This is a genomic window from Luteibacter sp. KNZ12-1A, assembly GCF_056755675.1.
Window position 1 is genome coordinate 1 of sequence record NZ_JBPGXU010000029.1, and the last position, 26,755, is coordinate 26,755.

A 26,755-nucleotide genomic window follows, 5' to 3' on the forward strand; every position below is an offset into this window, starting at 1 on the left:
AGCGAGCCGAGCGCCGCTCTCCGCGGCCGCGCTGGCGACGACATCGTCGGGTCGGGTGTTCGTTAAGCGCCATCACCGGAGCGTGCGCGACGCGCATGCGTTGGCCGAGGAGCACCGGTTCGCCGATTTCCTGCGGGCGCACGGCATCCCGGTGCCGCGCATTCTCCGGGATGGATCGGGTGCGTCCGTGTTCATCGTGGATGACTGGGTCTTCGAGCTGCATGAGCCCGCACGCGGCGTGGATGCCTACCGCGACGCGTTCTCGTGGTCGCCGATCGGCGGGGTGCGGCATGCGCATGCCGCTGGCGCCATGCTCGCACGCTTGCACGATGCCGCGGAGGGCTTCCATTCGCCGCAGCGCGCCACGCATGTCCTTATCGCGCGCGCGGAGATACTCGCCTCGCCGGACCCGCTCGCGACGATCGCATCGCAGCTGCCCGCGCGGCCCGCCTTGGCCGCGTACCTCGGCGAGCGCGACTGGCGGGGCGAGATCGCCGCGGCGATCGCTCCCTGGCACGCCCAGGTGGCAAGCGCCTTGGCGGCGCAGTCGCCTCTGTGGACCCATGGCGACTGGCATGTTTCCAACCTCTGCTGGAGCGGGTTGGACGACGAAGCGGGCATCACGGACGTGCTGGATTTCGGACTGTCGGCGGTTACGTTCGCCTTGTTCGACCTCGCCACCGCCATCGAGCGCAACGCGATCGCCTGGCTCGACATCGAGCGGGGAGATATCGCCCGTCACGACCTCGCGCTGGCCATCGTCGAGGGATACCGTTCCGTCAGGCCCCTGGACGTGGTCCAGCTCCACATCCTGGCGAACCTCCTGCCCATCGTCCACCTGGATTTCGCCCTGTCCGAGGTGGAGTACTTCGAAGGGATCACCCGCCGCCGCGACCACGCCGACGTGGCTTACCACACCTTCCTGCGTGGCCACGCCGCCTGGTTCGCCGGTGTGCACGGGCAGGCCCTGCTCGCGGCTATTCGCGGCATCGCCTGACGTTTCGTGGTTCAATAGGCGTTCTAGAAGCGGGGGTGCCCGGCGAATGCCGGGCTGAGAGAGTCCCTTGGAACCTGACCCGGTTAATACCGGCGTAGGGAGCTTGCAGAGCCATGGAATCCCCACGGGGTGACATGGCTCGCCGTCGCTTCGTCCGTGAACCCCGAAGACGACGATGACCCTCACCCGTACCCCGCTCGCCCTGGCCCTGCTTTCCCTTGTCACCGTGGCACACGCCGCGGACGATGCCGCGTCGCAACCGCAGCAGGCGCGCACGCTGCCCGCCGTGGACGTCCACGCGACCACCGCCAGCGGATACCGCGCCGCCGATTCCCAACTCGATACCTTCGGCAGCTTCGGCAGCGCGCCGCTGCACGATACGCCCGCGGCGATCACCGTCATCACCCGGGCGCAGATCGACGACCGCCAGCCGCGTTCGCTGAGCGAGCTGGTACGCGGCGATGCCGCGATCAACGACAATTACGCGCCGGCGGGCTACTACCAGGATGTCTCCATCCGCGGCTTCCCGCTGGATCTCGCCACCGGTTTCCGCTTCAACGGCATGATCATGTCCGCGGAACAGCTGCTGGCGCTCGAAGGCAAGGACCGCGTCGAGGTGTTGAAGGGCCTGGGCGGACTCGAGGCCGGCGTGGTCGAGCCGGGCGGCCTGGTCAACTACGTGAGCAAGCGCCCGGCGGACGTCCATACGGTAACCGTCGGTACCGATTCGCACGGGTCCAACTACGAGGCGCTGGACCTCGGTACGTGGTTCTCGCCATCGTTCGGCGTGCGCGTGAACGCGGCGAACGAGAAGACGCACTCCTACATCGAGCACGCCGATGGGCGGCGCAGCTTCATCTCGATCGCCGCCGACTGGAAGATCACGGACAAGGCCACGGTGCTGCTGGATACCGATTACCAGACCAGCGGACAGCGTTCCGCTTCCGGTTATCAGTTGCTGGGCGGCACGGTTATTCCCGCGCATCCCAGCCGTACCGAACTGCTCGGCTACCAGTCGTGGCAGCGCCCGGTGGGCATCCATTCGAGCAACACCTCGTTGCGTTTCAACTATCGCTTCGACGACAACTGGAACGCGCAGGTTTCGGCGGGCCATAGCCATACCGTGATCGACGACAACGTCGCCTTCGCCTATGGTTGCTTCTACGCCGCGTCCTGCGCTTCGGGCGCCACCCCGGGGTACTTCTTCGCCCCCAACGGCGATTACGACGTCTACGACTACCGCAGCCCGGACGACACGCGGCAGAACGACGAGTTGCGTGGCGTGCTCACCGGCACGTTCGCGACCGGTGCGCTCGATCATGAAGTCAACCTCGGCGCCTCGGCATTTCGCCGCACGGTCGACCAGCGCCCCTATGTCTACGACTACGTGGGCACCGCCAACATCGACGACCGGATCGTGCCCGCGTTCGACCCGTCGCCGAACCAGCCCGGTCCTTCCGCGCGGCGCCTGACCAGCTGGCAACGCACGTTGTTCGCGATCGATCGGATCCATCTCGACGAGGCATGGCAGGTGCTCGCGGGTGCGCGCTTCGTCCGCCTGAACGAGCGGGCGTACGACGACACCGGGGCGCTCGAGCGCACGACGCGGATGACCAAGACGTTGCCGCAGGCGGCGGTCCTCTGGCAACCGACCGCTCCACTCACGACCTACGTCAGTTACGGCGAAGGCCTGTCGCTCGGCCGCGAGGCGCCCTATTGGACGTCGAATGGCGGCACGACCCTCGCGCCGTTGCATTCGCGCCAGGTCGAGGCCGGCGTGAAGTACGCGGTCGACGATGCGCTCGACCTGCAGGCGGCCATCTACCGCATTCGCCAGTCGTACCAGTTCGCGCGTCCCGACGATACGGCGGAAGGCTTTACCTTCGTGCAGCAGGGCCAGGAAGTGCACACGGGCCTGGAACTCAACGCGGCCGGCCGCATCACCGACAACCTGCGCCTGACCGCCAGCGCGAACATCATCCGTGCCCGCGCCGAGCATACGGGCACGCCTGCCTACGAGGATCACCAGGTGGTGAACGTGCCACGCTGGCGCACGGCGGTCTATGCCGACTACAGCCTGCCGTTCGCGCCGGGACTCGCGATCCTCGGCGGCTGGCGCTACGCGGGCACCAACGTCGCCACGCCGGATGGCGCGACTCGCGTACCCGCTTACCACGTGTTCGACGCGGGACTCCGCTTCATCACGAGCATCCATGGCCACGCGACGACGCTGCGGCTCAACGTCGACAACGTGTTCAACCACTTCTACTGGCGCGACACCGGCACGTCGGGGGGCGACAGCTATCTCTTCCCCGGCATGCCGCGGCTGGCCCGCCTGTCGATGACCTATGAACTTTGAGCTGTCCCTCTTCGAACTGTTCGCCGCGCTGGTCAGCGCGGCGGGCGTGTGGCTGACCGCGCGGCGCAGTCCCTGGTGCTGGCCGGTGGGACTGGTATCGGTGATCGCGTACGCATGGATCTTCGTCGACGCGAAACTCTATTCCGACACCATCCTGCAAGCGATCTTCGCCGTGCTGATCCTCTATGGCTGGCATCGCTGGGTGCGCAACCTCGACGGCAGCGGCCATGTTCGCGTGGCCGCGCTGGAGACCCGCAGCGCGATGGTGCACCTGGCCGTCGGTGCGGCGGCGGCATTGGCGCTGGGTTATGCGATGCATCGCTATACCGACGCCTCGCTGCCCTGGCTCGACGCCGCGTTGACCGCGTTCAGCCTCGTCGCCCAATGGTGGCAGGCGCGGCGCCACGCGGCGGCATGGTGGTTGTGGATCGCCGTGGACGTGATCTATGTGGGCGAGTACGCCTATAAATCCCTGCCCATCACGGCCGTGCTCTACGCAGGGTTCGTCGTCCTCGCCGCCGTCGGTTTGCGGGCGTGGCGCCACGGTGCCGCGGCCCCGCAGGGCGCATGAGCCGCGGCCGGCTCCGCTAAAGCACGCCAGCCTGCCGCACCAGTACATCCAGGAACGCCTGCACGATAATGCTGGGCGCTTCATCGCCGCGTGCGCGGTAACCGACGACGATCTCCCAGCACGGCTCCTCGTCCTCGACGATGTCGGCGCAGGCGACAGGCCGCGCATGGCGGTCGTCGCGACGATTCTTCGCGATCGATTCGGGTACCAACGCGATGCCAAGGCCCTGGGCGGCGAGTTCGAGCAGCATGCCCATGTCGTTCACCTCGAAACCGATGCGCCGGTCGAGGCCGGCCTTGGCGAACGAGGCGTCGATCAACTGGCGCATGCCCCAATCGGCACGCAGGTCGACATGGCTCTCGCGCGCGAGGTCGGCGAGGGTGACATCGTGCGCACCCGCGAGACGATGCTTCGGCGGGCAAACCGCCACGAGGCCTTCGCAGACCAGGAGCTTCGTGGTCACCTCGGCCACCGGCGCGGCGGGTGGCTGGGTGAAGGCGATATCCAGGCGACCTTCGCGAACCTCGTCGAGCAGGTCCGCCGAGCCGTCGAAGCGCAGTTCGACGTCGATGCCGCCGAAGGCGTCGCGAAAGCGGCCGAGCGTCATCGGCAGATCGATGAACGGAGCGAGGCTCTGGATGGCGCCGATGCGCAGGCGGCCCCGTGCAAGGCCGTGCACCTGGGTCACCGCCAGCCGCGCGGCACGCGCGGCATCGAGCACCCGATGCGCTTCCTCGAGCAGCACGCCGCCTGCGGCGGTCAGGGCGACGCTGCGCGTGGTTCGAACGAACAGCGGCCCGCCCAATTCGTCCTCCAGGGCGCGGATGGTTTGCGACAAACCGGACTGAACGACGTTGAGGCGCTGGGCCGCGCGCGTGAAGTGGCGCTCTTCAGCCACCGCCACGAAGTACTCCAGTTGCTTGAGGTCCATGCGATTAAGTTTATACGGTGCTTAATTCAATCAGAATTTTCCATTTTACAGATGAATGAGCCCGAGGCTACCGTGGACCGATTCCCTCCCCACAGGACTCCCCATGAAGTATCGACTGCTCGGCCGCTCCGGCCTCAAGGTTTCCACCATCACGATGGGCACGATGACGTTCGGCGGACAGGGCAAGTTCGCCTCGGTCGGCAACACCGGCGTCGAGGAGGCTCGTCGGCTGATCGACCTGTGCATCGATGCCGGCGTCAACCTGATCGACACGGCCGATGTGTACTCCGACGGCCGCTCCGAGGAAATCATCGGCGAGGTGCTCGGGGGCAAGCGCCCGAAGGACGTTCTGATCGCGACCAAGGCGCGTTTCCCCATGGGGGACGGCCCCAACAACGCGGGCCTTTCACGCTATCACCTGATTCGCGAGGCGGAGGCCAGCCTGAAGCGTCTGCGCACCGACGTGATCGATTTGTACCAGGTACACCAGTGGGACGGGCTGACGCCACTGGAGGAAACGCTTGAGGCGCTCGATACGCTCGTCCGCCAGGGCAAGGTGCGCTACCTGGGCTGCTCGAACTATTCCGCGTGGCACCTGATGAAGGCGCTGGGTGTCAGTGAGCGCGAGCATCGACAGCGTTTCGTCAGCCAGCAGATCCATTACACGCTCGAGGCGCGCGAGGCCGAGTACGAACTGTTGCCGATCTCGATCGACCAGGGCCTGGGCGTGCTCGTGTGGAGCCCACTTGCCGGTGGCCTGCTCTCCGGCAAGCATCGCCGCGATGCGAAGGCACCGGAAGGCACGCGCCAGCTGGCCGGCTGGACCGAGCCACCGATCCGCGACGAAAAGCGCCTGTGGCGCATCGTCGACGTGCTGGTATCCATCGCGGAGGCGCGTGGTGTATCCGGGGCACAGGTCGCGCTCGCCTGGTTGCTGGAGCGGCCGGCGGTGACCTCCCTGGTGATCGGGGGGCGCACCGAGGCGCAGTTCAAGGACAATCTCGCCGCCGCCGATCTCACGCTCACCGTCGAGGAACGCCGGCGCCTGGACGAGACGAGCACTCCGCCCGTGCTGTATCCCTACTGGCACCAGTTGATGACGGCGTCGGATCGACTGGGCCCCGCCGACATGCCCTTGCTCGCGCCGCACCTGTCGAAGTGACGGGGCATCCGTCCGGTCGCGGTGACGGAACGTGTACGGCAAATTGGTCGAAATTTTCAGAAAACTTCCATGTGCCGGGCAGGCGAACTACCCCATGATGCATGGGTCGCCGCAGGCCGGAACGGCTGGCTCAAGGACTTGAGCCCTGTACTGGCCGGTGAACGGCAACGGCCGGGGCGTGGGACGCGCCCCGGCCGTTCTTCCTGCTATGGCTTCGCGGAGGCGCCCCAATCGTCGGGACCGAAGGCCAGGTGCAGCACCGCCTTCGTGTCGTCCTGCAAGGGCGGGTTGTAATCCAGCGTCGTGCAACCGGTGGCGAGCTGTCGCTTGGCCGCCAGGGCCATGGCTTTCGCCATCTGGCTGGCATGCGCCGGCGTTCCCTTGCGATCCTCCCTGATCGCCACGCGGTAGCCATCCGCGCTGACGCCATCCTGGAAATCGGGCGGGGGCGACTGCCCGGGGGCCAGGGGAACCACATCCATTCGCTTTCCGCAGGTGCCCACGCTGACGATGTCCACGCTGCCCAGCAGGCTGCCGATGAATCGATCCGCGCTGTCCACCAGGGAGTCCACGGCGTCCACCGTCGTGGTGAGGCGGACCTTCACGAAGTACATCTTCCGATAGAAGAGGTAGGTGCGTGAGGTGAGCATGTCCTGCTGCGCATCGAACACGATCGGCAGGAAACGGCCTTCCAGCTTCTTGCTGCCCGGCAGGCGCGCCGTATACGCGGACTCGTCCCCCCACCACACGTTCCGATAGATCTGCTGGCGCTCGGCAAAGGCCACCGACTCGCGAAAGTCCTCGGCGGCGCGGCGCAGCATCGTGGCGTCATCACCTTCACCCGCCGGGTAGATGAATACGTCGGCGATGATCCAGTCGGCCTTGTCGATGTGATAGCGCAATGAAACGCCGGCGGCGATATCTCCCTCGTCCGCATAGTTCTTCACGGCCGCGAGGGTCGCACCGGCCAATCGCTTGGGCGCGATGATCCAGGTGTCGTCGATGACACCACGGTGGCTCCGTGCATCGGGCACCGCGAACGGCGGGTTGCCCGGCACCTCCTGCGCACCGCTACCCATGCTGGCCACCAGGCCGATCACTACGGGAATCACCTTCCACCGCGACATCGTCACAACAACCCCTGGATAATCGAACGCGAACCCCGTGCGCGCACTATAGCCATCCGTTCGCCTCAACGGGAGCGGTTCACGACGCGAAGTCGTCGACGTAGAAAAGCGAGGGTCAAGGCTTCCAATTTTCGAGGAAAACGCAGCGTCGCTTCGGGAACGCGGCGGTGCAGTTCGCCTTCCAGCCAGCCGGAGAAAACCTCGGGATGAATATACGAGGCGCGGCAGACCGCCGGTGTGTTACCTAGTACGGTCGCGACCTGCTTGACCGCGCTTGCGAGGATCGCCTTCAACGCACGATCCCCGCCATAGACGGGAAGCGTGGTCGCGCCGAGCACGGCGACGGCTTGCACGGTACCGCCCCAGGTGCGGAAGTCTTTCGCGGTGAATTCACCACCCATGACCTCGCGCAGGTAGTCGTTCACCATGCCTGAATCCACCGGCTGGCAGTTGCCCTCGTCGTCCACGTACTGGAACAGGCGCTGCCCGGGCAGTTCCTGTACGCGCCGCACGACCTTCACCAGGCGGCGGTCGTCGAGGTCGACGTCACGCCATAGCCCGCTCTTGCCACGGAAATGGAAGGTGATGCGGCCCCGGCGCACGGCGACATGGCGCGAGCGCAGCGTGGTCAATCCGTACGAGTTGTTCTGCTTCGCGTAGCTGTCGTTGCCCACGCGGATCATCGTTTCCTCAAGCAGGCTCACGACAAGGGCGAGCACCTTGTCGCGCGGCAGGCCGGGCAGGGCGAGGTCCTTGCGCAGACGCCGGCGCAACTTCGGCAACGCCTCGCCGAACTCCAGGATCCGCTCGAACTTTCCACGGTCCCGCGTGCTGCGCCATCGCGGGTGGTAGCGATACTGCTTGCGGCCGCGTGCGTCGCGCCCGGTGGCTTGCAGGTGGCCGCGTTCGTTCGTGCAGATCCACACATTCGTATAGGCGGGCGGGATGGCGAGCGAGCGGATGCGCTGGAGTACGGATGGTTCGGTGACCGGCTTGCCTTCGGCGTCCAGGTATCGAAACGAGCGGCCCCGCTTGCACCGGGTGATGCCCGGATCGGCATCGCACACATAAACGAGGCCCGCCGCTTTCGCGTGGGCCCGTTCGACATCTGCCACCACAAGGGCGTCGGCCGGAGGTTTTCTGGACATGGCCGGCACTATGGTCCGGCAGCCGATCAAGGCCGGGTGAACGTACCGTCAGCCGACGCGGCAGAACACTGCCTTGAGGTAGCGGTTCTCCGGTACGTTGCTCGCCACGGGATGGTCCGGACCGGCGCCGGCGATGTGCAGCACCTGGATATCGCGGCCAGCGTTCAGCGCCACGCGACGGATCATCTCCAGGAAATCGTCCTCGCCGACCAGGCCCGTGCAGGAGCAGGTGAGCAATACGCCGCCCGGTGCCAGTACATCCAGCGCGGTGCGATTCATGGCGAAGTATTTCTTCAACGCGTTCACGACCTGGTTGCGGTCGCGGGTGAGCTTGGGCGGATCGAGGACGATGGCATCCCAGGTGTCGCCACGGGCGATCGCCGCGCGCAGCCATTCGAAGACGTCGCCCTGCTCGAAGCGTGCCTCGACGCCATTCATGCGTGCGTTCTCGCGAGCCACCTCGAGGATGGCTGCATCGGCGTCCACGCCCGTCGCTTCCAGGGCACCGGCCTTCATCGCATGCACCGCGAAGCCACCGGCGTTGCAGCACAGGTCGAGCACGCGGCGGCCACGGGCGAGCCCGGCGAAGCGGCGACGGTTGTCGCGCTGGTCGGCGAAAAAGCCCGTCTTGTGACCCAGGCCAGGAGCGGCGTGGAAGGCCAGCCCGTGCTCGTGCACGTCCACCGCGGACGGCGCGTCGTTCGAGCGCACGTCGAAGGACTCCTGGCGTTGCACGTGCTGCTCGGCGAACCAGTGCAGCGACGATCCGGGGAAGTGGCGCAGCAACTCGGCGTGGATCGTTTCGCGGAAGCGCCACATGCCGGCGGCGAAATACTCGACCACGAGGTGACCGGCGTAACGGTCCACCACCAGGCCGGACAGTCCGTCGCCCTCGCTGTGCACGACGCGCCATGCGTCGCTCACCTCGTCCAGCCGGAGCAGTTCGCGGCGAAGTTCCACGGCACGGGCGATACGGGCCGCGACCCAACCCTCGTCGATGGCCTGGGCCGGGTCCGTGGTCAGGAGGCGCAGGGCCACGCGGGCATGGCCGTTCCAGAAGCCGCGTCCGACGAAGCGTCCCTTGGCGTCCAGCACATCCACCACGGTACCCGGCGGCAGGCGCTCCCCGGGCTTGGCGATCTGTGCCGACCAGACCCAGGGATGGCCGGGTACGCGGTCGGATTTGAGGTGGATGGTGGGGACGGCTGGATTGTTCATCGGTGAATGATACCGGGGCTCAGCGACCGAAGCGCAGGACGAGCCAGGAAACCAGGGCGAGCAGGTTGATCCCGATGTGCGCGGCCGAGGGCCCGGCGATGGCCAGCAGCCATCCATGTTCGGCGATGGCCCAGTCGAAACCGAGGCGCGGGGAACGCTGCAGCGTCATCGACAGGTTGGCGAAGGCGCCGCTGGAGAGCGCATAGCTGAAGAAGGGCGTGGCCAGCAGGGGCGCCTGGAGGAACTGCGCCCAGATCGACATGGATGTGCCGCGTCCATCGTTGCTCGCCAGGAGCACGCCGGCGACGAGGATGAAACCGAACAGCAACACGCCGAGTACGGCCACGATCGCGTCCATCCCGACGACCCGCGCGCCCAGCAGCCGGTCGAACTGGTGGACGAGGCCGAAGAGTCCGCCGGCGATCTCGAACACCGCGATGATACGAATGAAGAAGGAATGCATTGAGGCTCCTGATAGTGTCAAAGGTCGTCGGCGATCTCGTGCAGGTCGGCGATGTGCTGTTCCCACCAGCGCGCCTCGGCCGCGAAGGGAAAGGCCGCCGGGAACGCCGGATCGTGCCAGCGCTCCGCTATCCAGCCGGCGTAATGCACCTGCCGCATCGCCCGTAGCACGGGCACCAGGGCAAGCTCCGTCGGATCGAAGTCGCGGAATTGCCCATAGCCCTCGAGCAGCGCGTCCATCATCGCCTCGTCGCCGGCGAGCATCCACAGGTCTTGCACGGCCGGGCCCATGCGCGCGTCGTCGAGGTCCACGAAGTGCGGGCCGGCGTCGGTCCACAGCACGTTGCCCGGATGGCAGTCGCCATGCAGGCGGATGGAACGCAATGGGCCGATGGCGTCGATGCGGCCAGCCACGGCCTCGTCGACGCGCCTGGCCGCATGGCGATAAGCGTCGAAGAGGTGCGCGGGCAGCAGGTCCGAGCCCAGCGCCGCCCGCACCGGCGCCTCGATCATGGTCGGGCGATCGAGCGTGGCGCGCGCATGGAAACGTTCGCGGGCGCCGACGGCGTGCATCCTCCCCAGCAACCGGCCCAGCCATTCCAGTTGATCGGACGATTCCAGAGAAGGCGCGCGGCCGCCACGCCGCGGGTACAACGCGTAGCGATACCCTTCGTGCCGGAGCAGGCTACGCCCGTTGAAGACGAGCGGCGCCACGACGGGCAATTCCGCCGCGGCGAGCTCCAACGCGAAGGCGTGTTCCTCTTCGATCGCCGCGTCGGTCCAGCGGCCCGGCCGGTAGAACTTGGCGACGACGAAGCCACCGTCTTCGAGGCCGACCTGGAACACGCGGTTCTCGTAGCTGTTCAGCGTGAGCAGGCGGCCGTCGCTCCACGAACCCGCCGCGTCCACCGCGGCGAGCACGACATCCGGCGACAGCGCGGCATACGGAGCGGCATCGCTCACGTGCGCAGGTTTCCCGGGGCGCCACCCGGCGAGGGAATCACCGCCATGGTGAGCCGTGAGAGACAGACCAGCTTGCCGCTCTCTTCTTCGATGCGGATTTCCCACACCTGGGTGGTGCGCCCCAGGTGAACGGCCTTGGCGGTGCCGGTGACGATACCGCCACGCACGCCGCGGATATGGTTCGCGTTGATATCCAGGCCTACCGCCAGCTCCTTTTCCACGTCGAGCGTGAGCAGGGCGGCCGAGCTTCCGAGCGTCTCGGCCAGCACGACCGATGCACCGCCATGGAGAAGCCCGAACGGCTGCTGCGTACGATGGTCCACGGGCATGCTGCCGCGCAGCCAGTCGTCGCCGAAGGCGGTGAAATGGATGCCGAGGGTTTCCATCATCGTGCCGCGGCTCCAGCCGTTGATCCGGGCGAGGTCGATGGGTTGCTTCCAGATGGCCATGTTCCGCGTGATCCTGTGGGGCAAGCCGCCATTGTCCTACAATGCGCAGGTGCCCACCGTAACCCTGACATCGTCCGGCAAGCGATTCGAAGCCGCCGCGGACGAGACCGTCCTCGAAGCCGCCCAGCGCGCGGGAATCGCCCTCCCGTATTCGTGCCGCAGCGGTGTCTGCGGCAGTTGCAAGGCCACCCTGGTGGAGGGCGAGTGCAGCTACCCGCGCAATCCGCCGATGGCCTTGTCGGCGTCGGCACGCCAGCACCGGGCCATCCTGTTGTGCCAGGCGGTGCCCTGCGGCGACATCGCCATCCAGGCGCGCGAGATCGCCTCGGTGGAAGACATTCCGCATCGCCGCCTGGAAGTAGTGGTGGTGGAGCGCCGGGCCCTGGCGCCCGACGTCGTGGGCGTGTGGCTGCAGCCCGCGGACAACGAGCGGCTCAACTGGCTGCCGGGCCAGTACCTCGACGTGATCCTCCAGGATGGCAAGCACCGTCCGTTCTCGATCGCCAGCGGCCCGCGCGCGGACGGCAGGATCGAACTGCACGTGCGCCATGTGCCGGGCGGCGGATTCACCTCATGGGTGTACGAATCGCTGCGCGTGGGCGACCGCCTGACCATCGAGGCGCCGCTGGGCACCTTCGTGCCCCGTGAGGATTCCGAACGGCCGATGCTTCTCGTGGCCGGCGGCACGGGCTTCGCGCCGGTGAAGGCGATCGTCGAGCACTTCATCGCGCTGGGTACGCGGCGGCCGATGTTCGTCTACTGGGGCGCGCGCACCGTGGCCGACCTCTACCTCATCGATCTCGCCCGGCGCTGGACCGAGGAGTTGCCCACGATCACGTTCATTCCGGTACTTTCGGACCCGGTGGCGGCGCGGATGAGCGGCCTGCGCGAAGGCCTGATCCATGAGGCGGTGCTGGAGGATCATCCCGATCTCCGCGACTTCGATCTGTACATGAGCGGCCCGCCGCCGATGATCGCGGCAGGGCGGCAGTTGTTCGTCGAGGCGAACCTGCCGGAGGATCGGCTCTATTTCGATTCGTTCGACGTGGCGCCCGACGTGCTGGATGCGATCTTGCGCGGCAGGGCCGGCATCCACGGGCTGTGATTATTTCTTGCCCTTCACCACGGGCAGCTGCGCGGTCTGCCAGGCATAGGTGCCGCCGTCGAGCACGAACACCTTGGTGAAACCGGCCTTGATCAGGCGGTTGGCGGCCTTGCCCACGCCGCGGCCGTCCTTGTCGACCAGCACCACCGGCAACTCCTTCGCCTTGGAGAGGTCCTTCTGGGTTTCCGGGTCGAACTGGCTCATCGCCAAGTTCTTCGCGCCGGGGATGTGCGCCTTCTCGTAATCGGCGCTGGCCGAGAGATCGACGATCAACGGCGTGTCGCGGTTGATCAGCTGGGTGAGGCCGGCCGGTGTCAGGCTCTTCCACTTGCGGAACAGACGACCGACTTCGCCCGCGACCAGGGCGACCAGGATCACCACGAAAAGCGCCACCAGCGCGGTGTGGTTGCTCACGAAGGCGGGCAACTTCTGCAGTACGTCGTTCATCGTGTCTTTTCGCGTCCCAGGGGGATAAACGGCCGATTATATCGGCTTAGCGTGGCGAGAAGTCCGGCAGGCCGGTCATCAGCCGCCACTTGTTCTTTTCGCGGTCGTAATGCCAGCGCTGGCGGTCGACGATGCTGCGCTCGGCCTGGGTGTTGATGTTCACCGCGCTGATCTGGACGACCTGGACGACATCGTCGTCGCCATCGGGCCGCGGGCCAGCGCCCTCGTCGTAGCCGGTGATCCGCAACTGCTGGAGGCGCCCCTGCTCGACGGAACTGATGGGATGTTCCTCGGCGTAGTCCTTGTCGATGAAGGTCTGCGCCTGGGTGAAGTCGCCCCAGCGGATCGCCGACGCGTAACCCATGAGGGTCCGGTTGAGGGCCTCGCTGCGCTTGTCGGCGGCGCAGCCCGCGAGGGCCATGAGGGTAAGGGCGAGGGCGGACAGGGCGAACGGGCGCATGGTGGCTTCCTTCGGGGCGTCGGGCGGCATTATGCCCGCCGTTTGGCCACGAAACGCGCATCCAGGCTGGCCAGGGGCTTGCCGTCGGCGCCCGGTACCACGCAGGTGAAGTCCGCCCGGGCGCGGCCACGGGCATCGAGGGTGGCGAAGAAGGGTTCCCAACGGGCTCCCGGGGCCAGGCTGGCCTCCGCACGGAGGTCGTCCCACACCGGGGCGAGATAGCGCACCGTGGAGTCGGCCACGAAGACGTCGCAGTCGTCGCCGCGCTGGCGCAGGCAGGCCTCGACCAGGGCCCAGCAGGCGATCGTCATCAAGCTGGCCAGGCTGCCGCCGAACGCGCATCCCTTGTCGTTGATATTGGGTTTCAGCGGCGCGGTCATGGTCAGGCGTTCGCCGTCGAAGGCGGCGATACGCAGTTCCATGGCGCGGGCCAGGGGAATGCCGTCGAGGATGAAGCGCTCGAGATCGGCCAGGGCAGCTTGAATCGTGGTCATAAGCCGTCAAGTCTACGAGGCGCGGCGATCCGTTCGCATCCGTATGGCTTGCCCCAACCTTCGGCATTGGTGGCCGCGCCCCCATCTTCCTATGCTGACCTGTCACTCGCAGGATGCCTTGAAGTGAGCCGCTCCCTTCCCCTTCGTAACGTCACCGTCGTCATCACCCGTCCCGCCGGTACCGCCGGCCCCCTGGCCCGTCGCGTTCGCAAGCTCGGCGGCATACCCGTGAGCGTGCCCGGGCTCTCCCTGCGTGCCACCGAAGACGCCGCGGCCGTCGATGCGGCTTTGCGCCGGGCGTTGGAGGGCGACGTGCTCGTATTCACCAGCCCGGCCGCCGTGCGCTTCGCGGTCGATGTGTTGCCCCTGGCCACCCGCGCCGCCGTGATCGCCGTGGGCCGCGGCACGGCGCGCGCGCTCAAGACGGCGAGCGTCGCCGAGGTGCGTTTCCCCGAAACCTCTCAAGACAGCGAGGGCGTGCTCGCGCTCCCGGAGTTGAACGCCGTCGCGGGCAAGCGCGTGGCCCTGGTCGGCGCGCCCGGCGGCAGGGGGCTGATCCGCGAGCAACTGGCCCTGCGCGGGGCGCTGATCGAGGAAATCCATGTCTACCATCGCGTGGCTCCCCGTATCGACCGGCGCCATATCGATCCCTTGCTGAAACTGGGGCGCCGCTCGGCGGTGCTGCTTTCCAGCGCCGAGGCCCTCGACCACCTGCACCGGGCCCTGATCGCCCCGGCCTGGCGAAGGCTGGTCCAGGCCGTGGCGGTCGTCAGCAGCGAGCGTTTGCGCGAGATCGCGATGCAGGCGGGATTCGAGCGCATCGCCGTGGCCCGTTCGGCCCTTCCGACCGACTTGCTCCAGGCCGCCAGCGAGGTCTCGTTCACCCGCCGTTGAGGGAGGTTCTCCATGCGTTGGCGTATGGCCTGCTAGCATGCCCGGCATGACGAACGAGACCTCCCCGACCGATACCGCCCCGGCGACGCCGGCCCCGGCCGTCACGCCGCCGTCCGCCCGAGTGGCGAGGCCGCCCGCTGCCGCGCCCCGTCGCGGCGGTGGCGCGCTGGCCGTGGCCATCCTGTTCTCGTTGGCGGCGCTCGGCGCGGCCGGCTACACCGCCTGGACGGTCTGGAACCTGCGCCAGGACGTCGGCGCGGCCAACGGCCTGCGCGGGCAGGTCGATACATTGCAAGCGGCCGTCGAAGGGTTGCGCGACGACAATGCCACGCTCCGCCGCCGGATCAACGACGCCGACGGAGTCAACCGGTCCGCGCGCGAAGAAATGCTCGGTGTCTCCGAGCGCACGCGCAACCTGGAAGACGCGGTCGCCAACCTCAGCGAGCGCAGCCTCAGCGGTCACGACGCCATGTTGCTGGACGAGGCGGAATCGCTGCTGCGCATGGCCAAGGAACGTTTCGCGCTGTTCGGCGATGCCAGCGGAGCCTTGTCCGCCTACGATCTGGCCGACCAGACACTGGCCGCGGTGAATGACAGCGCGTTCGCGGCCGTGAGGCAGAACGTGGGCGCCGAGCGCGAAGCACTGGCCGCCGTTGCGCCCGTCGCGCGCGCGAACGACCTCGCGGCGCTGGCTGATCTGCGCGCGCAGTTGCCGGGCCTGCCCTTGAAGAGCTCCGATGCGAAGGCAGCCGACAACCCGCAACGCGACTTCTGGCAGCGAGCCGGCGACGCCCTTGGCAGCATCGTGAAGGTCAGCCATGACGATGGCACGCCCCTGGGCCTGGCCGACGACGGGATCGCTCGCGAATTGGCCGCGCTGGATGTCGCGCATGCCGAAGCAGCGGTACTCGCTTATGACGACGTGAACCGGCAAGCGGCGTTGAAGCGTGTCGACGCCACGCTCGCCGCGCGCTTCGACACGTCATCGCCTGCGGTGCAGGCGGCGCGTTCGCGTGTGACGGCGCTGCTGGCCAGCCAGGCGAAGGGCGCCGAACCGAAGCTCGGCGCCGCGCTGACCGAGTTGCGCAACCTTCGCTCCGTGCACGCGCTGAAAGGTGGCGCACCCACGGCGGCCCCTGCGCATGCGGGGTCGGTCGCGGCGCCGCACGAGGGCACGCCATGAAGCTGTGGCGCTGGATCGTCGGCCTGATCCTCATCGCGGCGATCGCCGCCTTCGCGTGGCATTGGGTCGCGGACGACCCGGGCTACGTGCTTATCCATCTGCGCGGTACCAATGTGCAGATGACCGTGGTGACGGCGGTGGTACTCCTGTTGCTCGCCTGGGCGGCGGTCTCGGTGCTGGTCGCCCTGATCCGGTGGCCGTTCGGTGCGATGACGCGGCGCCATCGGCGACTGAGCCGACAGCGCCTCGCCGACGGTCTCGTATCGTTGATCGAGGGGCGCCATGGCGAAGCGGAACGGGACCTCAATCGGGCGGCCCGCTATCCGTCGGTGCGCGGTCCGGCCTTGCTCGCCGCGGCCGAAGCCGCCGAACGCCACGGCGAATCGGCGCGCGCGCTGGAAACGCTGGACCAGGCCGCGCAGGAGGCGCCGCGGGCCGCACGCATCATGCGCGCACGTTTGTTGCGCCGTACGGGCCGGCCGAGCGAAGCCGTCACCTTGCTGGCGCCCGAGGCCAACAGCGCCGGCCTGACGCCCGCCGGCTGGATCGAATTCGCGGAGGCTTCGCTTGAGGCAGGTGAACCGCGCAACGCCTTGCGTGCCCTCGAACCGCTGCAAAAGAGCGGTGAACTGGGCTCGCGCGCCTACGCGGAGATCGAATCGCGCGTCGTCGCCGCCTATGTGCGCAGCGCTCCCGATGGCGCCTCGCTGGCCACGTTGTGGTCGCAATTGCCGAAGGGTCAACGCCGCCTGTCTGCCGCCGTGGACGCCTACGCGCAACAAGCCGCACGGTTCGGCCAGACCATGGCCGCGATGGACGAGATCGAAACCGCGCTGCGCCGCGAATGGTCGCCGTCGCTTGTCGCCACCTACGGAAGCATGGGCGCGGAAGACCTGGAACAGCGCCTGCGTCGTGCCGAAAGCTGGATCGACACGCATCCCAACGATGCCGTGCTGCTCACCGCCGTCGGGCGCATGTGCGTGCGCGCGCGCCTTTGGGGCAAGGCCAAGCCGTACCTCGAACGTGCGCTGGCGATCGAACCGAACGTGGCCGCCTGGGAAGCCCTGGGCGATGTCTACGTCGGCGAGGACCATCCGGAACTCGCCCGTCGCTGCTATCGCAACGCCTTGGCGCTCGCCCGTGGGGAAGCGACCGAGGCGCTGCCGGATGAGTTGCGCAGCCGTCGCATCGACACGCGTGTCACGGCGGTGGAAGAGCGCGACCAGCACGGCGTACCGCGCTTGTCGCCCTGATCATTGATTGGCGGCACCAACGAAGTACATCAGGTTGTCTGCATTTTTGACGGCATTCGCTCGGTTGGATGTCGTCAACTCGTGCGCTCCATCCCGGCCGTACACATAATCCGCCGTCTCCCCACCCCGGTAATCCACGAAATGTGAGACCTCATGGATTATGGTCAGTCGTTGACTGTCATACGCGCCATCTTCTTTCCTGGGCATATACGTGAACGTGATCGTGTTGCTTGGTTCGATCAAGCGATTGTCTTTGAGTTGACCTCGCCCACCTTCTTCCTGGCTGTAGCCATAGGCATAGGGTTGTTCATAGCTCAGCTGGTATCGGGTGCCAGGCAGAAGCATGTAATCCGCCGGGAGATCGACCTCGTGCGAAAGCGTTTCGCCGGGTGCCAGGCGCCCGTAATAGCTATCCCCATCCTCTGGCAATACCCGAACATAGCGGCCAATGAACTTTGCTGCGCCACCCCGCTCGTCGACCACCTTGAAGACATTGTTCATGAGGTGATTTTCCGGCGTGTACAGGGGCGTGTGAACCCTTGGTAGATAGATCGTCGACTTGCCGTTGTTCTTCAGCGTGACCGTGATGGTTCCGTCACCCCACATTGAAGGTCTGCTGGCATCTATAAGCGAAACTTCCAGTTCGCGGTTTTCTCCTCGCCCAACGGCAAATGCATGGCCAGCGAAAACTAGCGATCCCGCGAGCAGCGTTAACAACCGTATTTTCATCCCTATCTCCTGCGCTCCATTGATTCGTCGACATTAACGAATCGCTTGGAATTGGCAACACAAGATTGCCAAAGTCGCAGGCTGTCTGGCTGTCTTGTCCAGCCCTCGTAATGCTGTCGGAAATTTTCCCTGAGACAAAGCGGATATGCCGTACCTAACCAGGTGAACGCTCAGCTGTGAACCCCTGTGTGGCCACGTGGGTCTGTTGCAATAACGGCCTAAGGAAAATCAGTGCGGCAACACATCCGTATCGGACAAGCTCGGAGATGAGCTCGTTTGTGCGTGCCAGCGTCCGGCTTGTTGGCAGCGGTGAGCGCGAGCCTTCAGTGCATCGACCTCGTCAGGTTGCTTGCCAGCGAATGCATCCGGTTTGTCCAATTCCTTGTAGAGCTCCATGCATCGATGCGGCGTGTCTCCGGAGGGGGATGCGCCGAGAAATGATACAAACGGCAAGGACGGTGAGCGGAGTAAGTCATTTACCGCAATGCGCGAGAGCCCGACGACACCTATCGCTGCGAGGACGACCGCTGCGCACCATCCCGTTCGTCGGTAGCTGCGCTTAGGTGCAGCGGAGGACTGAGCATCGAATTCCATACGCCACGCCTGAAGCGTTTCGCTAGAAAGGTGGAGGCTGAGCCACGCAGGAAAGCGTTCGTTGAGTTTCGCGATCTCCGGCCAGTGTCGCACCAACGCACTGTCGAAGCGCGCCTCGGCGCGTGCGAAGAGTTCCAGCCAGGCCCGTTGCCGATCCACCGCGAGCGATAGCCATGCTTCGCGCTGGGAAAGCACGTCTTCGATCCATCGGCCTCGTTGCCCCAACGCCGCCAGGTGTCCTACCTCGTCCCAGTGAAAACGTGCTTCGGCGGCGGCGAACACCTCGGCCCGGTGCGCGATTCGTTGAAGTCCGACAAGGTCGATCAGGTGCTCCTCGAACTGGCCGGGCGCATCGATGTACTGCGTGCGCAATTCAGCGAGGATATCGTCGAGCATGCGCGGTATGCCTTCGGCACGGCGAGCGCCGACGTCGGCGGCGAATCGCCACGCGAGCGTCACCGTGTAATCGACCGGGAGGGCAGGCGATTCCTCCGGTGATGGCTTGTCTTCCTTGTCCACCGCGCCAGCCATCGCGCCGCTGGCCGCGACCGCGGGTCCGCCGGCAGGTGCTTCGCCGTTCGTCGCCGCCGTGGTGTCCATCTGCTCGCACCACGTACGCGCGGCTTCGTAGGCGCGGCGAAGATGCTGGAATGCATCGGGATCGATTGCCGGGTCGATCTTTCGGACCGCCGCCGCGTACGCACGGCGCACCGCGATCTCGTCCGCGTGCGCGGGAAGCCCGAGGACGTCCAGGTGCCAGGGCGGCGTCATGCTCGGTTCGCCGGATCCAGCGCGAATCGATCGTCGTGTTCGATCGTCCGCAAGGCCTCGCGGAATACCACGGCTTCGCGTGAGGCAAGCCGCTGGTCCTGGGTGGCAAGCACCTGCTCGAAGCGAAGAATGATGCGACCAAGCCGCTCGCGGAGCTCGCCTGGGAGTTGCTCGTGGAGACGCTCCGCACGGACGAGCAGGGTGCGGTATTCGAGTGTGTCACGCGGATGTATCTTGAGGGCCGACAGCGCCTGCAATCGCCGTGCGATCTCCTCCGCAGGCATGTGTGCCTCACCGCTTTCGATCATCAGCCGCTTCACCTCGCCGCTGGCGACGACGGTCATCTCGACCTGCAGGAGGCCATCGACGTCATAGGTGAACCCGACGTCCACGCCATCGCCATGACCCGGGACGATGGGGATCGTGAGTTCGCCGAGGGCGATGTTGTCGCGGACCATGCGCGACTCGCCCTGGTAGACGCCGATGCGAATCTGCTTCTGCTCGGGCGTCGCCGGTGAAAAGCGCTCGACGCGACGGGTCGGAACGACGGTATTGCGTTGGATCACCGGCGCGAAGAACCCTGGTGCCTGCGAGCCGTTGTCCAACGGGCGCACGACCTCGGTACCGAGCGTGTATGGACAGACGTCCGTCACCACCATCTCGAGCGCCTTGTCCTTCATCTTCAGCCCCGCCTGCACCGCGGCACCCATGACGACCACTTCATCCGGGTTATGGCCGACGGCGGGAAAGCGGCCGAACATGCGCGCGGCCAGCGCACGGATCATCGGCATGCGCGTGGCCCCACCGGCCAGCACCACGCTGTCCAGATCCGCGGCGCGGATGCGTGCGTCGCGCATGGCGCGCTCGATGGGGCGCCAGAGGCGGTTGAGCAGCGGTTGGGCCAGTTTTTCAAATGCGGCGGCGTCGATGGCGACCCGAACCGGACGATCCTCATAACGAACCTCCAGCGTGGCGGTGCCGCTGGCGCTCAGTGTCCGCTTGACCCGTTCGGCGCTTGCCGCCAGGCGCTGCATGAAACGGGGGTCGTCACGCGCCGCGTCCGGCACGCCATTCGTGAAGGCGAGATCGGCGATCAGCGTGGCGAAATCCTCGCCGCCCAGCATGTTGTCGCCGGCGCTGGCGCGTACCTCCATGACACCCTCGAACGTCTCGAGGATGGATACATCGAACGTGCCGCCGCCGAGGTCGAAGACGAGAAACTGGGTTTCACTGCCGGCTTCGTGCAGCCCATAGGCGAGCGCGGCCGCGGTAGGCTCGTTGAGCAGGCGTTGCACCGCGATGCCGGCGAGTTCGCCGGCCAACCGCGTCGCCTTGCGTTGCGTGTCCGAGAAATAGGCGGGCACGGTCACGATGGCCCCGGTCACAGGCTCGCCGAGGAAAGCCTCGGCATCCTCCTTGAGCGAACGAAGGACCAGGGCGGAAAGCTCTTCCGCGCGATAATCGCGTTCGCCCAGGCGAACGCCGCGAGGGCTGCCCATGTAACGCTTGAACAGCGAGGCGCTCTGTTGCGGATGCGTTTGCAGGCGGTCCCGCGCGGCTTCGCCGACAAGCACGCTGCCATCCTCGTCGATGCCGACACAGGACGGCGTGAGCACGCTACCCAGCGCATTCGGGATGAGCCGGGGTGCGCCGTCGACCCACGCGGCGATGAGACTGTTGGTGGTACCGAGATCGATCCCGACGATCATTGCGCTTCTTCCCCTGGACTTGCGCGCGCTGCGCTGTCGTTCCAGTCCGGCGGACAGGGCCGGTTTCCGGACAGGGAAACACGACCCGGCCGGCGTTGGAGCCCCCTTACAACGCGGTCAGATTCGCGTAAGCGTAAACCAGCCACTTGCTGCCGGCATCTTCGAAGTTCACCTGCACGCGCATGTGCGCGCCGGCGCCTTCGGCGCTGACGATCGTTCCTTCCCCGAACTTCGGGTGGCTGACCCGCTGCCCGAGGCGGATCGGCGAGGCCTCCTCCACGGCCGAAGACGCGTAGCGGTCGGCATAGGCCGGGCGCGAGACCTGGACGCGCGGGCGCAACTCGTCGATCAGGTCGGGGGGGATCTCACCGAGGAAGCGAGAGGGTCGGGCCAGCATCTCCGTGCCGTGCATGCGGCGCGATTCCGCATGGGAAAGGTAGAGCCGCTCGCGAGCGCGCGTGATGCCTACGTAGGCGAGCCGGCGCTCTTCCTCGAGGCGGTTGTCTTCCTCCGTGGAGCGCTGGCTCGGGAAAAGCCCTTCTTCCATGCCGACCAGGAAGACCACGGGGAACTCCAGGCCCTTCGCCGAATGCAGCGTCATCAACTGCACGCAATCGTCCCAGGCCTCGCCCTGGCCTTCGCCGGCTTCCAGCGCGGCGTGCGAGAGGAAGGCGGAGAGTTCGTTGAGCCCGGCGTCGACGTCTTCCGGGGTCATCTCGAAGCGGCTGGCCACGTTGACCAGCTCGTCCAGGTTCTCCACGCGCGCCTCGCCGTTGCCACGCTTGTCGTTCTCGTAGAAGTCGCGCAGTCCGGTGTGGATGATGGCGTGCTCGATCTGTTCGGCAAGGCCGAGCGCGTTAGGCGCGTCGTTCCCTTCGCCGCCGTCGCCATCACCGTGGCCGCCGAAGGTGCGTGCGAGGTTGTCGATCAGGCCGATGAAGGCTTTCACCGCGTTCTTCGCACGGCCCGCCATCGAGCCGATGGAAGCCTCGGTGAGCGATGCCTCCCACATGGAACTGCCGTCGGTGCGCGCGCGCCGGCGCAGTTCGTCGAGCGTGCGATCGCCGATGCCGCGCGGCGGCGTGTTCACGGCGCGTTCGAAGGCGGCGTCATCGTGACGGTTCGACGCGAGGCGCAGGTAGGCGAGGGCATCCTTGATCTCGGCGCGTTCGAAGAAGCGAAGGCCGCCATAGACACGATAAGGCAGGTCGCGCTGGATCAACTGTTCCTCGAAGTTGCGCGACTGGGCGTTGGAGCGGTAAAGGATGGCGCAGTCGCGTGCGTTGCCGTGTTCGGCGATGTACTCGCGGATGCGCTCGATGACGAAGCGTGCCTCGTCCTGCTCGTTGTACGCCGCATACAGGGCGATGCGCTCGCCTTCGCCGCCATCGGTCCACAGCTGCTTGCCGAGACGGCCGCCATTGCGCGCGATGACCGCGTTGGCGGCCTTCAGGATCGTCGAGGTGGAGCGATAGTTCTGCTCCAGGCGGATCGTCTTCGCGCCGGGGAAATCGTGCAGGAACTGCTGCACGTTCTCCACCTTGGCACCACGCCAGCCATAGATTGCCTGGTCGTCGTCGCCGACGACGAAGGCTTGCCCGGTACTGCCGGCGAGCACGCGTATCCACGCGTACTGCAGGGTGTTGGTGTCCTGGAATTCGTCGATCAGCAGATAGCGCCAGCGGTCCTGGTAGTGCTTGAGGACTTGCGGGTCCTTCAGCCACAACTCGTGCGCACGCAGCAGGAGCTCGGCGAAATCCACCAATCCCGCGCGCTGGCATTGCTGTTCGTAGGCTTTGTAGATCTCCACGAAGGTACGGGTCACCGGGTGGTCTCGATGCTCGATCGCGTCGGGCCGCTTGCCTTCGTCCTTCCAGTTGTTGATTTGCCACGACGCCTGGCGTGGCGGAAAGCGCGCCTCGTCCAGGCCCATGCCGGCGATCACGCGCTTTATCAGCCGTTGCTGGTCGTCGGAATCCAGGATCTGAAAACCTTCGACCAGGCCGGCCTCGCGCCAGTGGCGACGAAGCAGCCGGTGCGCGATGCCGTGGAACGTGCCCACCGTGAGGCCTTGCGTGCCACCGGGAATGATCCCGTCCAGGCGGGTGCGCATCTCGCCGGCGGCCTTGTTGGTGAACGTGACGGCGAGGATCGCCCAGGGCGGTACCCGCTCCACCTGGGTGAGCCAGCCGATGCGATTGGTCAGTACCCGGGTCTTGCCCGAGCCGGCGCCGGCGAGGATCAGGTAATGGCCTGGCGGGGCGCTGACGGCCTCACGTTGGGCGTCGTTGAGGGAGTCGAGAAGGTGGGAAACATCCATCCACCTATTGTAGCGGTTGGGGGCCGTTCCGGCCCCCGCGCCGCGTCAACGCTTCTGTGCGATCCCCGCCACGGCGACGATGCCGCCGATGACGATGCCCGCGATGCCCACCCATTGCGGGATGGCCTTGTCGTGCGTGGCTTCGATCTTGGCCGAACCGATGGAGGCGACCGTGTCGGTCTTGCTGTAGCTGCCATTGCCCAGGGTCACCCAGAGGCCGAGGCCGATCAGGATGACGCCGACGATGATGAGACCTGCGCGCATATGCGTTCCCCTCCCTTGTCCGATGTGGCCGAGAGGATGCGGGTGGGAATGTGCAGGCTTTGTCTTTATCCCCGGCAAAAAAAACCCCGAGAGCCAGGGGAGCTCTCGGGGCCGGTGGACGGTCGGACCCAGGGGAAGATCGGACCGTCCGCAGGGTGACTCCAGGGAGGTGGAGTCCACCGATGGGACGCCGTTGCGTGCGTCCGAAGATATAGACGTCCGGAAACGGTTGAAGTTGCAACGCCGGGCGAAAAAAAGTCAGCCGGCGTTCATAGGGCCGATAATCAGTGAGTTGGCGCCCCCTCACCTGAACGACTATACGGAAATCTTACGTTTGGATGGCTATCCGCCGGCTCAATGGGCCTCGTCCCAGTTGGCGCCGACGCCGATATCGACCTGCAGCGGCACGCTGAGCGTGGCGGCACCGGTCATGTGCTTCTCGATACCCGTGCGGACCTCGTCCACCGCGTCCGCGCGGACCTCGAAGACCAGTTCATCGTGTACCTGCATGAGCAGGCGCACGTCGTCCCGGGGCTCGATCCAGGCGGCCACGGCGATCATGGCCCGTTTGATGATGTCCGCGGCCGTGCCCTGCATCGGCGCATTGATCGCCGCGCGTTCGGCGCCGGCGCGGAAGGCCTGGTTGCGCGAGTTGAGGTTCTCGAGGTACAGGCGGCGACCGAACAGGGTTCGTACGTAACCATCGCGATGGGCCTGTTCGCGCGTGGCGTCCATGAAGGCGCGTACACCCGGATAGCGCGAGAAATAGCGCCCCATGTAGTCGGAGGCCTCGCCACGGTCGACGCCGAGCTGGCGGGCAAGGCCGAACGAGCTCATTCCATACATCAGGCCGAAGTTGATCGCCTTGGCCGCGCGGCGCTGGTTCGTGGTGACCTCGGCTGGCGGCACGCCGAATACCTCCGCCGCCGTCGCTCGGTGCACGTCGCCGCCTTCCCGGAAGGCGCGGAGGAGACCCTCGTCGTTGGACAGGTGGGCCATGATGCGCAATTCGATCTGCGAGTAGTCGGCCGCGAGGATGCGCCATCCCTCCGGCGCGACGAACGCCTGGCGGATGCGCCGGCCTTCCTCGGTGCGCACGGGGATGTTCTGCAGGTTCGGGTCGGACGAGCTGATCCGGCCCGTGGCCACGGCGCCCTGGTGATAGCTGGTATGCACGCGGCCCGTGCGTGGATTGACGATGCCGGCGAGTTTGTCGGTATAGGTCGAACGCAACTTGGCGAGGCCACGGTATTCGAGGATCAGGCGCGGCAGCTCGTGCGTATCGGCGATGGCTTCCAGCGCTTCTTCGTTCGTCGAGGGCTGGCCCGTGGGTGTCTTGATCTTCGCCGCCAGCCCCAGTTCGTCGAACAGCACGGCCTGCAGCTGCTTCGGCGAATCGAGATTGAAGTCGTGGCCGGCCGAGGCATAGGCCTGCTTCTGCAGTTCGACCATGCGCTTGCCGAGCTGCTGGCTCTGCTTGCGCAACTCGTTCGCGTCGATCAGCACGCCGATGCGTTCCATCCTGGCCAGGACGGGCACGAGCGGAATCTCGATGTTCTCGTACACGTCGCGCAGGGTGGGCTCGGCTTCGAGCTTCGGCCACAGCGCATGGTGCAGGCGAAGCGTGATGTCGGCGTCTTCGGCGGCGTAGCGGCAGGCGGTGTCGCAGTCCACCTGCGAGAAGGAGATCTGCTTGGCGCCCTTGCCCGCGACGTGTTCGTACTTGATCGTCGTGTAGCCGAGGTAGCGCGAGGCCAGGGAGTCCATGTCGTGGCGCGTCGCGGTGGCGTTGTACACGTACGACTCGAGCATCGTATCGTGCGCCAGGCCGCGCAAGGCGATGCCGTAGTGCGAGAGGATGTTGATATCGTACTTGCCATGTTGTCCGACCTTCGGCCTCGACGGGTCCTCGAAGATCGGTTTCAGCGCGCCGAGCACGTGCTCGCGCGACAGCTGTGCCGGCGCGCCCGGATAATCGTGCGCCAGTGGGATATAGGCGGCCTTGCCCGGTTCGACCGCCAATGACAAGCCGACGATGTCCGCCTGCATCGCGTCGATGCTGGTGGTCTCGGTATCGAAGGCGATCAGCGGCGCGGTCTCGAGCTTTTCCAGCCATGCCGCCAGGCGTTCCTCGGTCATGACCAGCTCGTATTCACCCTCGGCGCCGAGGGCGGCGTCGGGTGCCGTGGCGGGCGCGGCGACGGCCGCCGGCGTGGCGGCTTGCACCGCGGTGACGGGCACGGCCGTGTCCGTGGCGGCGGCATCCAGCTCCTTCAGTGCCGCCTTGAAGTCATAGCGTGTATAGAGTTCGCGCAGTGCCTCGACGTCGCGGTCGCGCACGCGCAGGTCGGTGGGACCCTGCTCCAGCGGTACGTCCGTGCGGATCGTGACCAGTTCGCGCGATAGCGGCAGGCGTGGGATCGCCGCCCGCAGGTTCTCGCCGATCTTGCCGCCGATCTTGTCCGCGTTCGCGAACAGCCCGTCGAGGTTGTTGTATTCGGCCAGCCACTTCGCCGCCGTCTTCGGGCCGCACTTCTCCACGCCCGGCACGTTGTCGATGCTGTCGCCCATGAGGGTGAGGTAATCGACGATCTGTTCCGGCCGCACGTTGAACTTCTCGATGACGCCATCGATGTCCATCGTGGTGTTGGTCATCGTGTTGATCAGCACGATGTGCGCACCGACCAGCTGGGCGAAATCCTTGTCGCCGGTGGAGATGATCGTATCGATCCCCTGGCTCGCGGCCTGGCTGGCGAGGGTGCCGATCACGTCGTCGGCCTCGACGCCGGGTACGCAAAGTATCGGGAATCCCAGGGCGGCCACGATCTTCATCATCGGGTCGACCTGTGCACGCAGGTCATCCGGCATGGACGGCCTGTTCGCCTTGTATTCGGGGTAGAGGTCGTCGCGGAACGTGCGGCCGGGGGCGTCGCAGACGAAGGCGACGTAGTCGGACCCGGCCTTCATCGTCGTGCGCAGCATGTTGACGATGCCGAACAGCGCGCCGGTGGGCTCGCCGTAGGTGTTGGTCAGGGGCGGCAGCGCGTGGAACGCGCGGTACAGGTACGAGGACCCGTCGATGAGCGTGAGCGTAGGCATTTCCGGATTCTCTCATGGTCGCGCGCGGGTCGCCCGTTCACGTCGC

24 protein-coding genes and 1 riboswitch are annotated in these 26,755 nt (G+C 66.5%); of the genes, 8 read left to right on the top strand and 16 right to left on the bottom strand.

The features are described 5' to 3' along the window. From ACR9ZJ_RS08400 to pnuC, 3 genes are all read left to right on the top strand, one after another. Positions 1 to 997: phosphotransferase enzyme family protein (locus ACR9ZJ_RS08400; RefSeq protein ID WP_481287504.1), on the top strand; the 997-nt coding region annotated here is incomplete at its 5' end. Between the two features lie 21 nt (positions 998 to 1,018). Further along, positions 1,019 to 1,115: riboswitch (TPP riboswitch) on the top strand. Between the two features lie 57 nt (positions 1,116 to 1,172). Continuing rightward, positions 1,173 to 3,356 carry a TonB-dependent siderophore receptor gene (locus ACR9ZJ_RS08405; protein ID WP_481287505.1) on the top strand — a complete coding sequence of 728 codons (2,184 nt, stop codon included), beginning with the start codon at positions 1,173 to 1,175 and terminating at the stop codon, positions 3,354 to 3,356. Beyond that, entirely contained in the window at positions 3,346 to 3,927 is a 582-nt protein-coding gene (pnuC, locus tag ACR9ZJ_RS08410) for a nicotinamide riboside transporter PnuC (protein ID WP_481287506.1), read from the top strand. The genes ACR9ZJ_RS08405 and pnuC overlap by 11 nt, the downstream gene beginning before the upstream one ends. A gap of 16 nt (positions 3,928 to 3,943) precedes the next feature. On the opposite strand, the gene ACR9ZJ_RS08415 is transcribed toward pnuC, so the two are convergent. Then, a complete protein-coding gene (locus ACR9ZJ_RS08415; RefSeq protein ID WP_481287507.1) occupies positions 3,944 to 4,858 on the bottom strand; it encodes a LysR family transcriptional regulator in 915 nt (304 codons plus the stop codon). A gap of 103 nt (positions 4,859 to 4,961) precedes the next feature. Here ACR9ZJ_RS08415 and ACR9ZJ_RS08420 point away from each other — a divergent pair, with 103 nt between their 5' ends. Next, the gene (locus tag ACR9ZJ_RS08420; RefSeq protein ID WP_481287508.1) at positions 4,962 to 6,020 is read left to right on the top strand and encodes an aldo/keto reductase; all 1,059 of its coding nucleotides are present in this window, start codon (positions 4,962 to 4,964) and stop codon (positions 6,018 to 6,020) included. A 206-nt stretch (positions 6,021 to 6,226) separates the two neighbouring features. On the opposite strand, the gene ACR9ZJ_RS08425 is transcribed toward ACR9ZJ_RS08420, so the two are convergent. The 6 genes from ACR9ZJ_RS08425 to ACR9ZJ_RS08450 form a co-directional block, all read right to left on the bottom strand. Next, positions 6,227 to 7,147, bottom strand: coding sequence for a hypothetical protein (locus tag ACR9ZJ_RS08425; protein ID WP_481287509.1), 921 nt, complete (start codon positions 7,145 to 7,147; stop codon positions 6,227 to 6,229). A gap of 65 nt (positions 7,148 to 7,212) precedes the next feature. After that, a complete protein-coding gene (locus tag ACR9ZJ_RS08430) occupies positions 7,213 to 8,295 on the bottom strand; it encodes a DNA topoisomerase IB (protein ID WP_481287510.1) in 1,083 nt (360 codons plus the stop codon). A 48-nt stretch (positions 8,296 to 8,343) separates the two neighbouring features. Further along, on the bottom strand, positions 8,344 to 9,513 hold the full coding sequence (locus ACR9ZJ_RS08435) for a class I SAM-dependent rRNA methyltransferase (RefSeq protein WP_481287511.1): 1,170 nt from the start codon (positions 9,511 to 9,513) through the stop codon (positions 8,344 to 8,346). A 19-nt stretch (positions 9,514 to 9,532) separates the two neighbouring features. Further along, the gene (locus ACR9ZJ_RS08440; RefSeq protein WP_306851078.1) at positions 9,533 to 9,976 is read right to left on the bottom strand and encodes a hypothetical protein; all 444 of its coding nucleotides are present in this window, start codon (positions 9,974 to 9,976) and stop codon (positions 9,533 to 9,535) included. A gap of 17 nt (positions 9,977 to 9,993) precedes the next feature. Further along, positions 9,994 to 10,938, bottom strand: coding sequence for a serine/threonine protein kinase (locus ACR9ZJ_RS08445; protein ID WP_481287512.1), 945 nt, complete (start codon positions 10,936 to 10,938; stop codon positions 9,994 to 9,996). Next, positions 10,935 to 11,387 carry a hotdog fold thioesterase gene (locus tag ACR9ZJ_RS08450; protein ID WP_481281664.1) on the bottom strand — a complete coding sequence of 151 codons (453 nt, stop codon included), beginning with the start codon at positions 11,385 to 11,387 and terminating at the stop codon, positions 10,935 to 10,937. The genes ACR9ZJ_RS08445 and ACR9ZJ_RS08450 overlap by 4 nt, the downstream gene beginning before the upstream one ends. On the opposite strand from ACR9ZJ_RS08450, the gene ACR9ZJ_RS08455 reads away from it, so the two are divergent. Next, a complete protein-coding gene (locus tag ACR9ZJ_RS08455; RefSeq protein ID WP_481281663.1) occupies positions 11,380 to 12,492 on the top strand; it encodes a 2Fe-2S iron-sulfur cluster-binding protein in 1,113 nt (370 codons plus the stop codon). The two genes, ACR9ZJ_RS08450 and ACR9ZJ_RS08455, sit on opposite strands and share 8 nt — an antisense overlap. Here the strand turns inward: ACR9ZJ_RS08455 and ACR9ZJ_RS08460 are convergent, their stop codons facing one another. Genes ACR9ZJ_RS08460 through ACR9ZJ_RS08470 form a run of 3 tightly spaced genes read right to left on the bottom strand, consistent with a single transcriptional unit; the run spans position 12,493 to position 13,893 of the window. After that, on the bottom strand, positions 12,493 to 12,939 hold the full coding sequence (locus ACR9ZJ_RS08460; protein WP_481287513.1) for a rhodanese-like domain-containing protein: 447 nt from the start codon (positions 12,937 to 12,939) through the stop codon (positions 12,493 to 12,495). It abuts the gene before it with no gap. Between the two features lie 46 nt (positions 12,940 to 12,985). After that, entirely contained in the window at positions 12,986 to 13,399 is a 414-nt protein-coding gene (locus tag ACR9ZJ_RS08465; protein WP_481281661.1) for a hypothetical protein, read from the bottom strand. 29 nt (positions 13,400 to 13,428) lie between these two features. Further along, on the bottom strand, positions 13,429 to 13,893 hold the full coding sequence (locus tag ACR9ZJ_RS08470) for a YiiD C-terminal domain-containing protein (RefSeq protein WP_481281660.1): 465 nt from the start codon (positions 13,891 to 13,893) through the stop codon (positions 13,429 to 13,431). 123 nt (positions 13,894 to 14,016) lie between these two features. Between ACR9ZJ_RS08470 and ACR9ZJ_RS08475 the strand changes: the two genes are divergently transcribed. Genes ACR9ZJ_RS08475 through ACR9ZJ_RS08485 form a run of 3 tightly spaced genes read left to right on the top strand, consistent with a single transcriptional unit; the run spans position 14,017 to position 17,223 of the window. Next, positions 14,017 to 14,787, top strand: a complete 771-nt coding sequence (locus tag ACR9ZJ_RS08475; protein ID WP_481281659.1) for a uroporphyrinogen-III synthase — start codon at positions 14,017 to 14,019, stop codon at positions 14,785 to 14,787. A gap of 46 nt (positions 14,788 to 14,833) precedes the next feature. Next, positions 14,834 to 15,970 carry a uroporphyrinogen-III C-methyltransferase gene (locus ACR9ZJ_RS08480; RefSeq protein ID WP_481287514.1) on the top strand — a complete coding sequence of 379 codons (1,137 nt, stop codon included), beginning with the start codon at positions 14,834 to 14,836 and terminating at the stop codon, positions 15,968 to 15,970. Beyond that, positions 15,967 to 17,223: a heme biosynthesis HemY N-terminal domain-containing protein gene (locus ACR9ZJ_RS08485; protein WP_481287515.1), complete on the top strand. Its 1,257-nt coding sequence runs from the start codon at positions 15,967 to 15,969 to the stop codon at positions 17,221 to 17,223. The genes ACR9ZJ_RS08480 and ACR9ZJ_RS08485 overlap by 4 nt, the downstream gene beginning before the upstream one ends. Here the strand turns inward: ACR9ZJ_RS08485 and ACR9ZJ_RS08490 are convergent, their stop codons facing one another. From ACR9ZJ_RS08490 to polA, 6 genes are all read right to left on the bottom strand, one after another. Beyond that, a complete protein-coding gene (locus ACR9ZJ_RS08490) occupies positions 17,224 to 17,952 on the bottom strand; it encodes a M35 family metallo-endopeptidase (protein WP_481287516.1) in 729 nt (242 codons plus the stop codon). Between the two features lie 228 nt (positions 17,953 to 18,180). Next, positions 18,181 to 19,317, bottom strand: coding sequence for a hypothetical protein (locus tag ACR9ZJ_RS08495; RefSeq protein WP_481287517.1), 1,137 nt, complete (start codon positions 19,315 to 19,317; stop codon positions 18,181 to 18,183). Next, positions 19,314 to 21,026: an Hsp70 family protein gene (locus ACR9ZJ_RS08500; RefSeq protein ID WP_481287518.1), complete on the bottom strand. Its 1,713-nt coding sequence runs from the start codon at positions 21,024 to 21,026 to the stop codon at positions 19,314 to 19,316. The genes ACR9ZJ_RS08495 and ACR9ZJ_RS08500 overlap by 4 nt, the downstream gene beginning before the upstream one ends. Positions 21,027 to 21,132: 106 nt before the next feature. Next, a complete protein-coding gene (gene uvrD / locus ACR9ZJ_RS08505) occupies positions 21,133 to 23,346 on the bottom strand; it encodes a DNA helicase II (RefSeq protein WP_481287519.1) in 2,214 nt (737 codons plus the stop codon). 45 nt (positions 23,347 to 23,391) lie between these two features. After that, positions 23,392 to 23,610 carry a hypothetical protein gene (locus tag ACR9ZJ_RS08510; protein ID WP_426286559.1) on the bottom strand — a complete coding sequence of 73 codons (219 nt, stop codon included), beginning with the start codon at positions 23,608 to 23,610 and terminating at the stop codon, positions 23,392 to 23,394. A gap of 354 nt (positions 23,611 to 23,964) precedes the next feature. Next, the gene (gene polA, locus ACR9ZJ_RS08515; RefSeq protein ID WP_481287520.1) at positions 23,965 to 26,709 is read right to left on the bottom strand and encodes a DNA polymerase I; all 2,745 of its coding nucleotides are present in this window, start codon (positions 26,707 to 26,709) and stop codon (positions 23,965 to 23,967) included. Between the last annotated feature and the right edge of the window lie 46 nt (positions 26,710 to 26,755).

Excerpts from the sequence above, each read along its gene's own strand:
- polA (WP_481287520.1), bottom strand. The coding sequence starts at position 26,709 with ATGCCTACGCTCACGCTCATCGACGGGTCCTCGTACCTGTACCGCGCG.
- ACR9ZJ_RS08430 (WP_481287510.1), bottom strand. The coding sequence starts at position 8,295 with ATGTCCAGAAAACCTCCGGCCGACGCCCTTGTGGTGGCAGATGTCGAA.
- ACR9ZJ_RS08450 (WP_481281664.1), bottom strand. The coding sequence starts at position 11,387 with ATGGCCATCTGGAAGCAACCCATCGACCTCGCCCGGATCAACGGCTGG.
- pnuC (WP_481287506.1), top strand. The coding sequence starts at position 3,346 with ATGAACTTTGAGCTGTCCCTCTTCGAACTGTTCGCCGCGCTGGTCAGC.
- ACR9ZJ_RS08435 (WP_481287511.1), bottom strand. The coding sequence starts at position 9,513 with ATGAACAATCCAGCCGTCCCCACCATCCACCTCAAATCCGACCGCGTA.
- ACR9ZJ_RS08425 (WP_481287509.1), bottom strand. The coding sequence starts at position 7,147 with ATGTCGCGGTGGAAGGTGATTCCCGTAGTGATCGGCCTGGTGGCCAGC.
- ACR9ZJ_RS08460 (WP_481287513.1), bottom strand. The coding sequence starts at position 12,939 with ATGAACGACGTACTGCAGAAGTTGCCCGCCTTCGTGAGCAACCACACC.
- ACR9ZJ_RS08465 (WP_481281661.1), bottom strand. The coding sequence starts at position 13,399 with ATGCGCCCGTTCGCCCTGTCCGCCCTCGCCCTTACCCTCATGGCCCTC.
- ACR9ZJ_RS08455 (WP_481281663.1), top strand. The coding sequence starts at position 11,380 with ATGGCCATGTTCCGCGTGATCCTGTGGGGCAAGCCGCCATTGTCCTAC.
- ACR9ZJ_RS08500 (WP_481287518.1), bottom strand. The coding sequence starts at position 21,026 with ATGATCGTCGGGATCGATCTCGGTACCACCAACAGTCTCATCGCCGCG.
- uvrD (WP_481287519.1), bottom strand. The coding sequence starts at position 23,346 with ATGGATGTTTCCCACCTTCTCGACTCCCTCAACGACGCCCAACGTGAG.
- ACR9ZJ_RS08495 (WP_481287517.1), bottom strand. The coding sequence starts at position 19,317 with ATGACGCCGCCCTGGCACCTGGACGTCCTCGGGCTTCCCGCGCACGCG.
- ACR9ZJ_RS08510 (WP_426286559.1), bottom strand. The coding sequence starts at position 23,610 with ATGCGCGCAGGTCTCATCATCGTCGGCGTCATCCTGATCGGCCTCGGC.
- ACR9ZJ_RS08405 (WP_481287505.1), top strand. The coding sequence starts at position 1,173 with ATGACCCTCACCCGTACCCCGCTCGCCCTGGCCCTGCTTTCCCTTGTC.
- ACR9ZJ_RS08470 (WP_481281660.1), bottom strand. The coding sequence starts at position 13,893 with ATGACCACGATTCAAGCTGCCCTGGCCGATCTCGAGCGCTTCATCCTC.
- ACR9ZJ_RS08420 (WP_481287508.1), top strand. The coding sequence starts at position 4,962 with ATGAAGTATCGACTGCTCGGCCGCTCCGGCCTCAAGGTTTCCACCATC.
- ACR9ZJ_RS08480 (WP_481287514.1), top strand. The coding sequence starts at position 14,834 with ATGACGAACGAGACCTCCCCGACCGATACCGCCCCGGCGACGCCGGCC.
- ACR9ZJ_RS08485 (WP_481287515.1), top strand. The coding sequence starts at position 15,967 with ATGAAGCTGTGGCGCTGGATCGTCGGCCTGATCCTCATCGCGGCGATC.
- ACR9ZJ_RS08440 (WP_306851078.1), bottom strand. The coding sequence starts at position 9,976 with ATGCATTCCTTCTTCATTCGTATCATCGCGGTGTTCGAGATCGCCGGC.
- ACR9ZJ_RS08490 (WP_481287516.1), bottom strand. The coding sequence starts at position 17,952 with ATGAAAATACGGTTGTTAACGCTGCTCGCGGGATCGCTAGTTTTCGCT.
- ACR9ZJ_RS08415 (WP_481287507.1), bottom strand. The coding sequence starts at position 4,858 with ATGGACCTCAAGCAACTGGAGTACTTCGTGGCGGTGGCTGAAGAGCGC.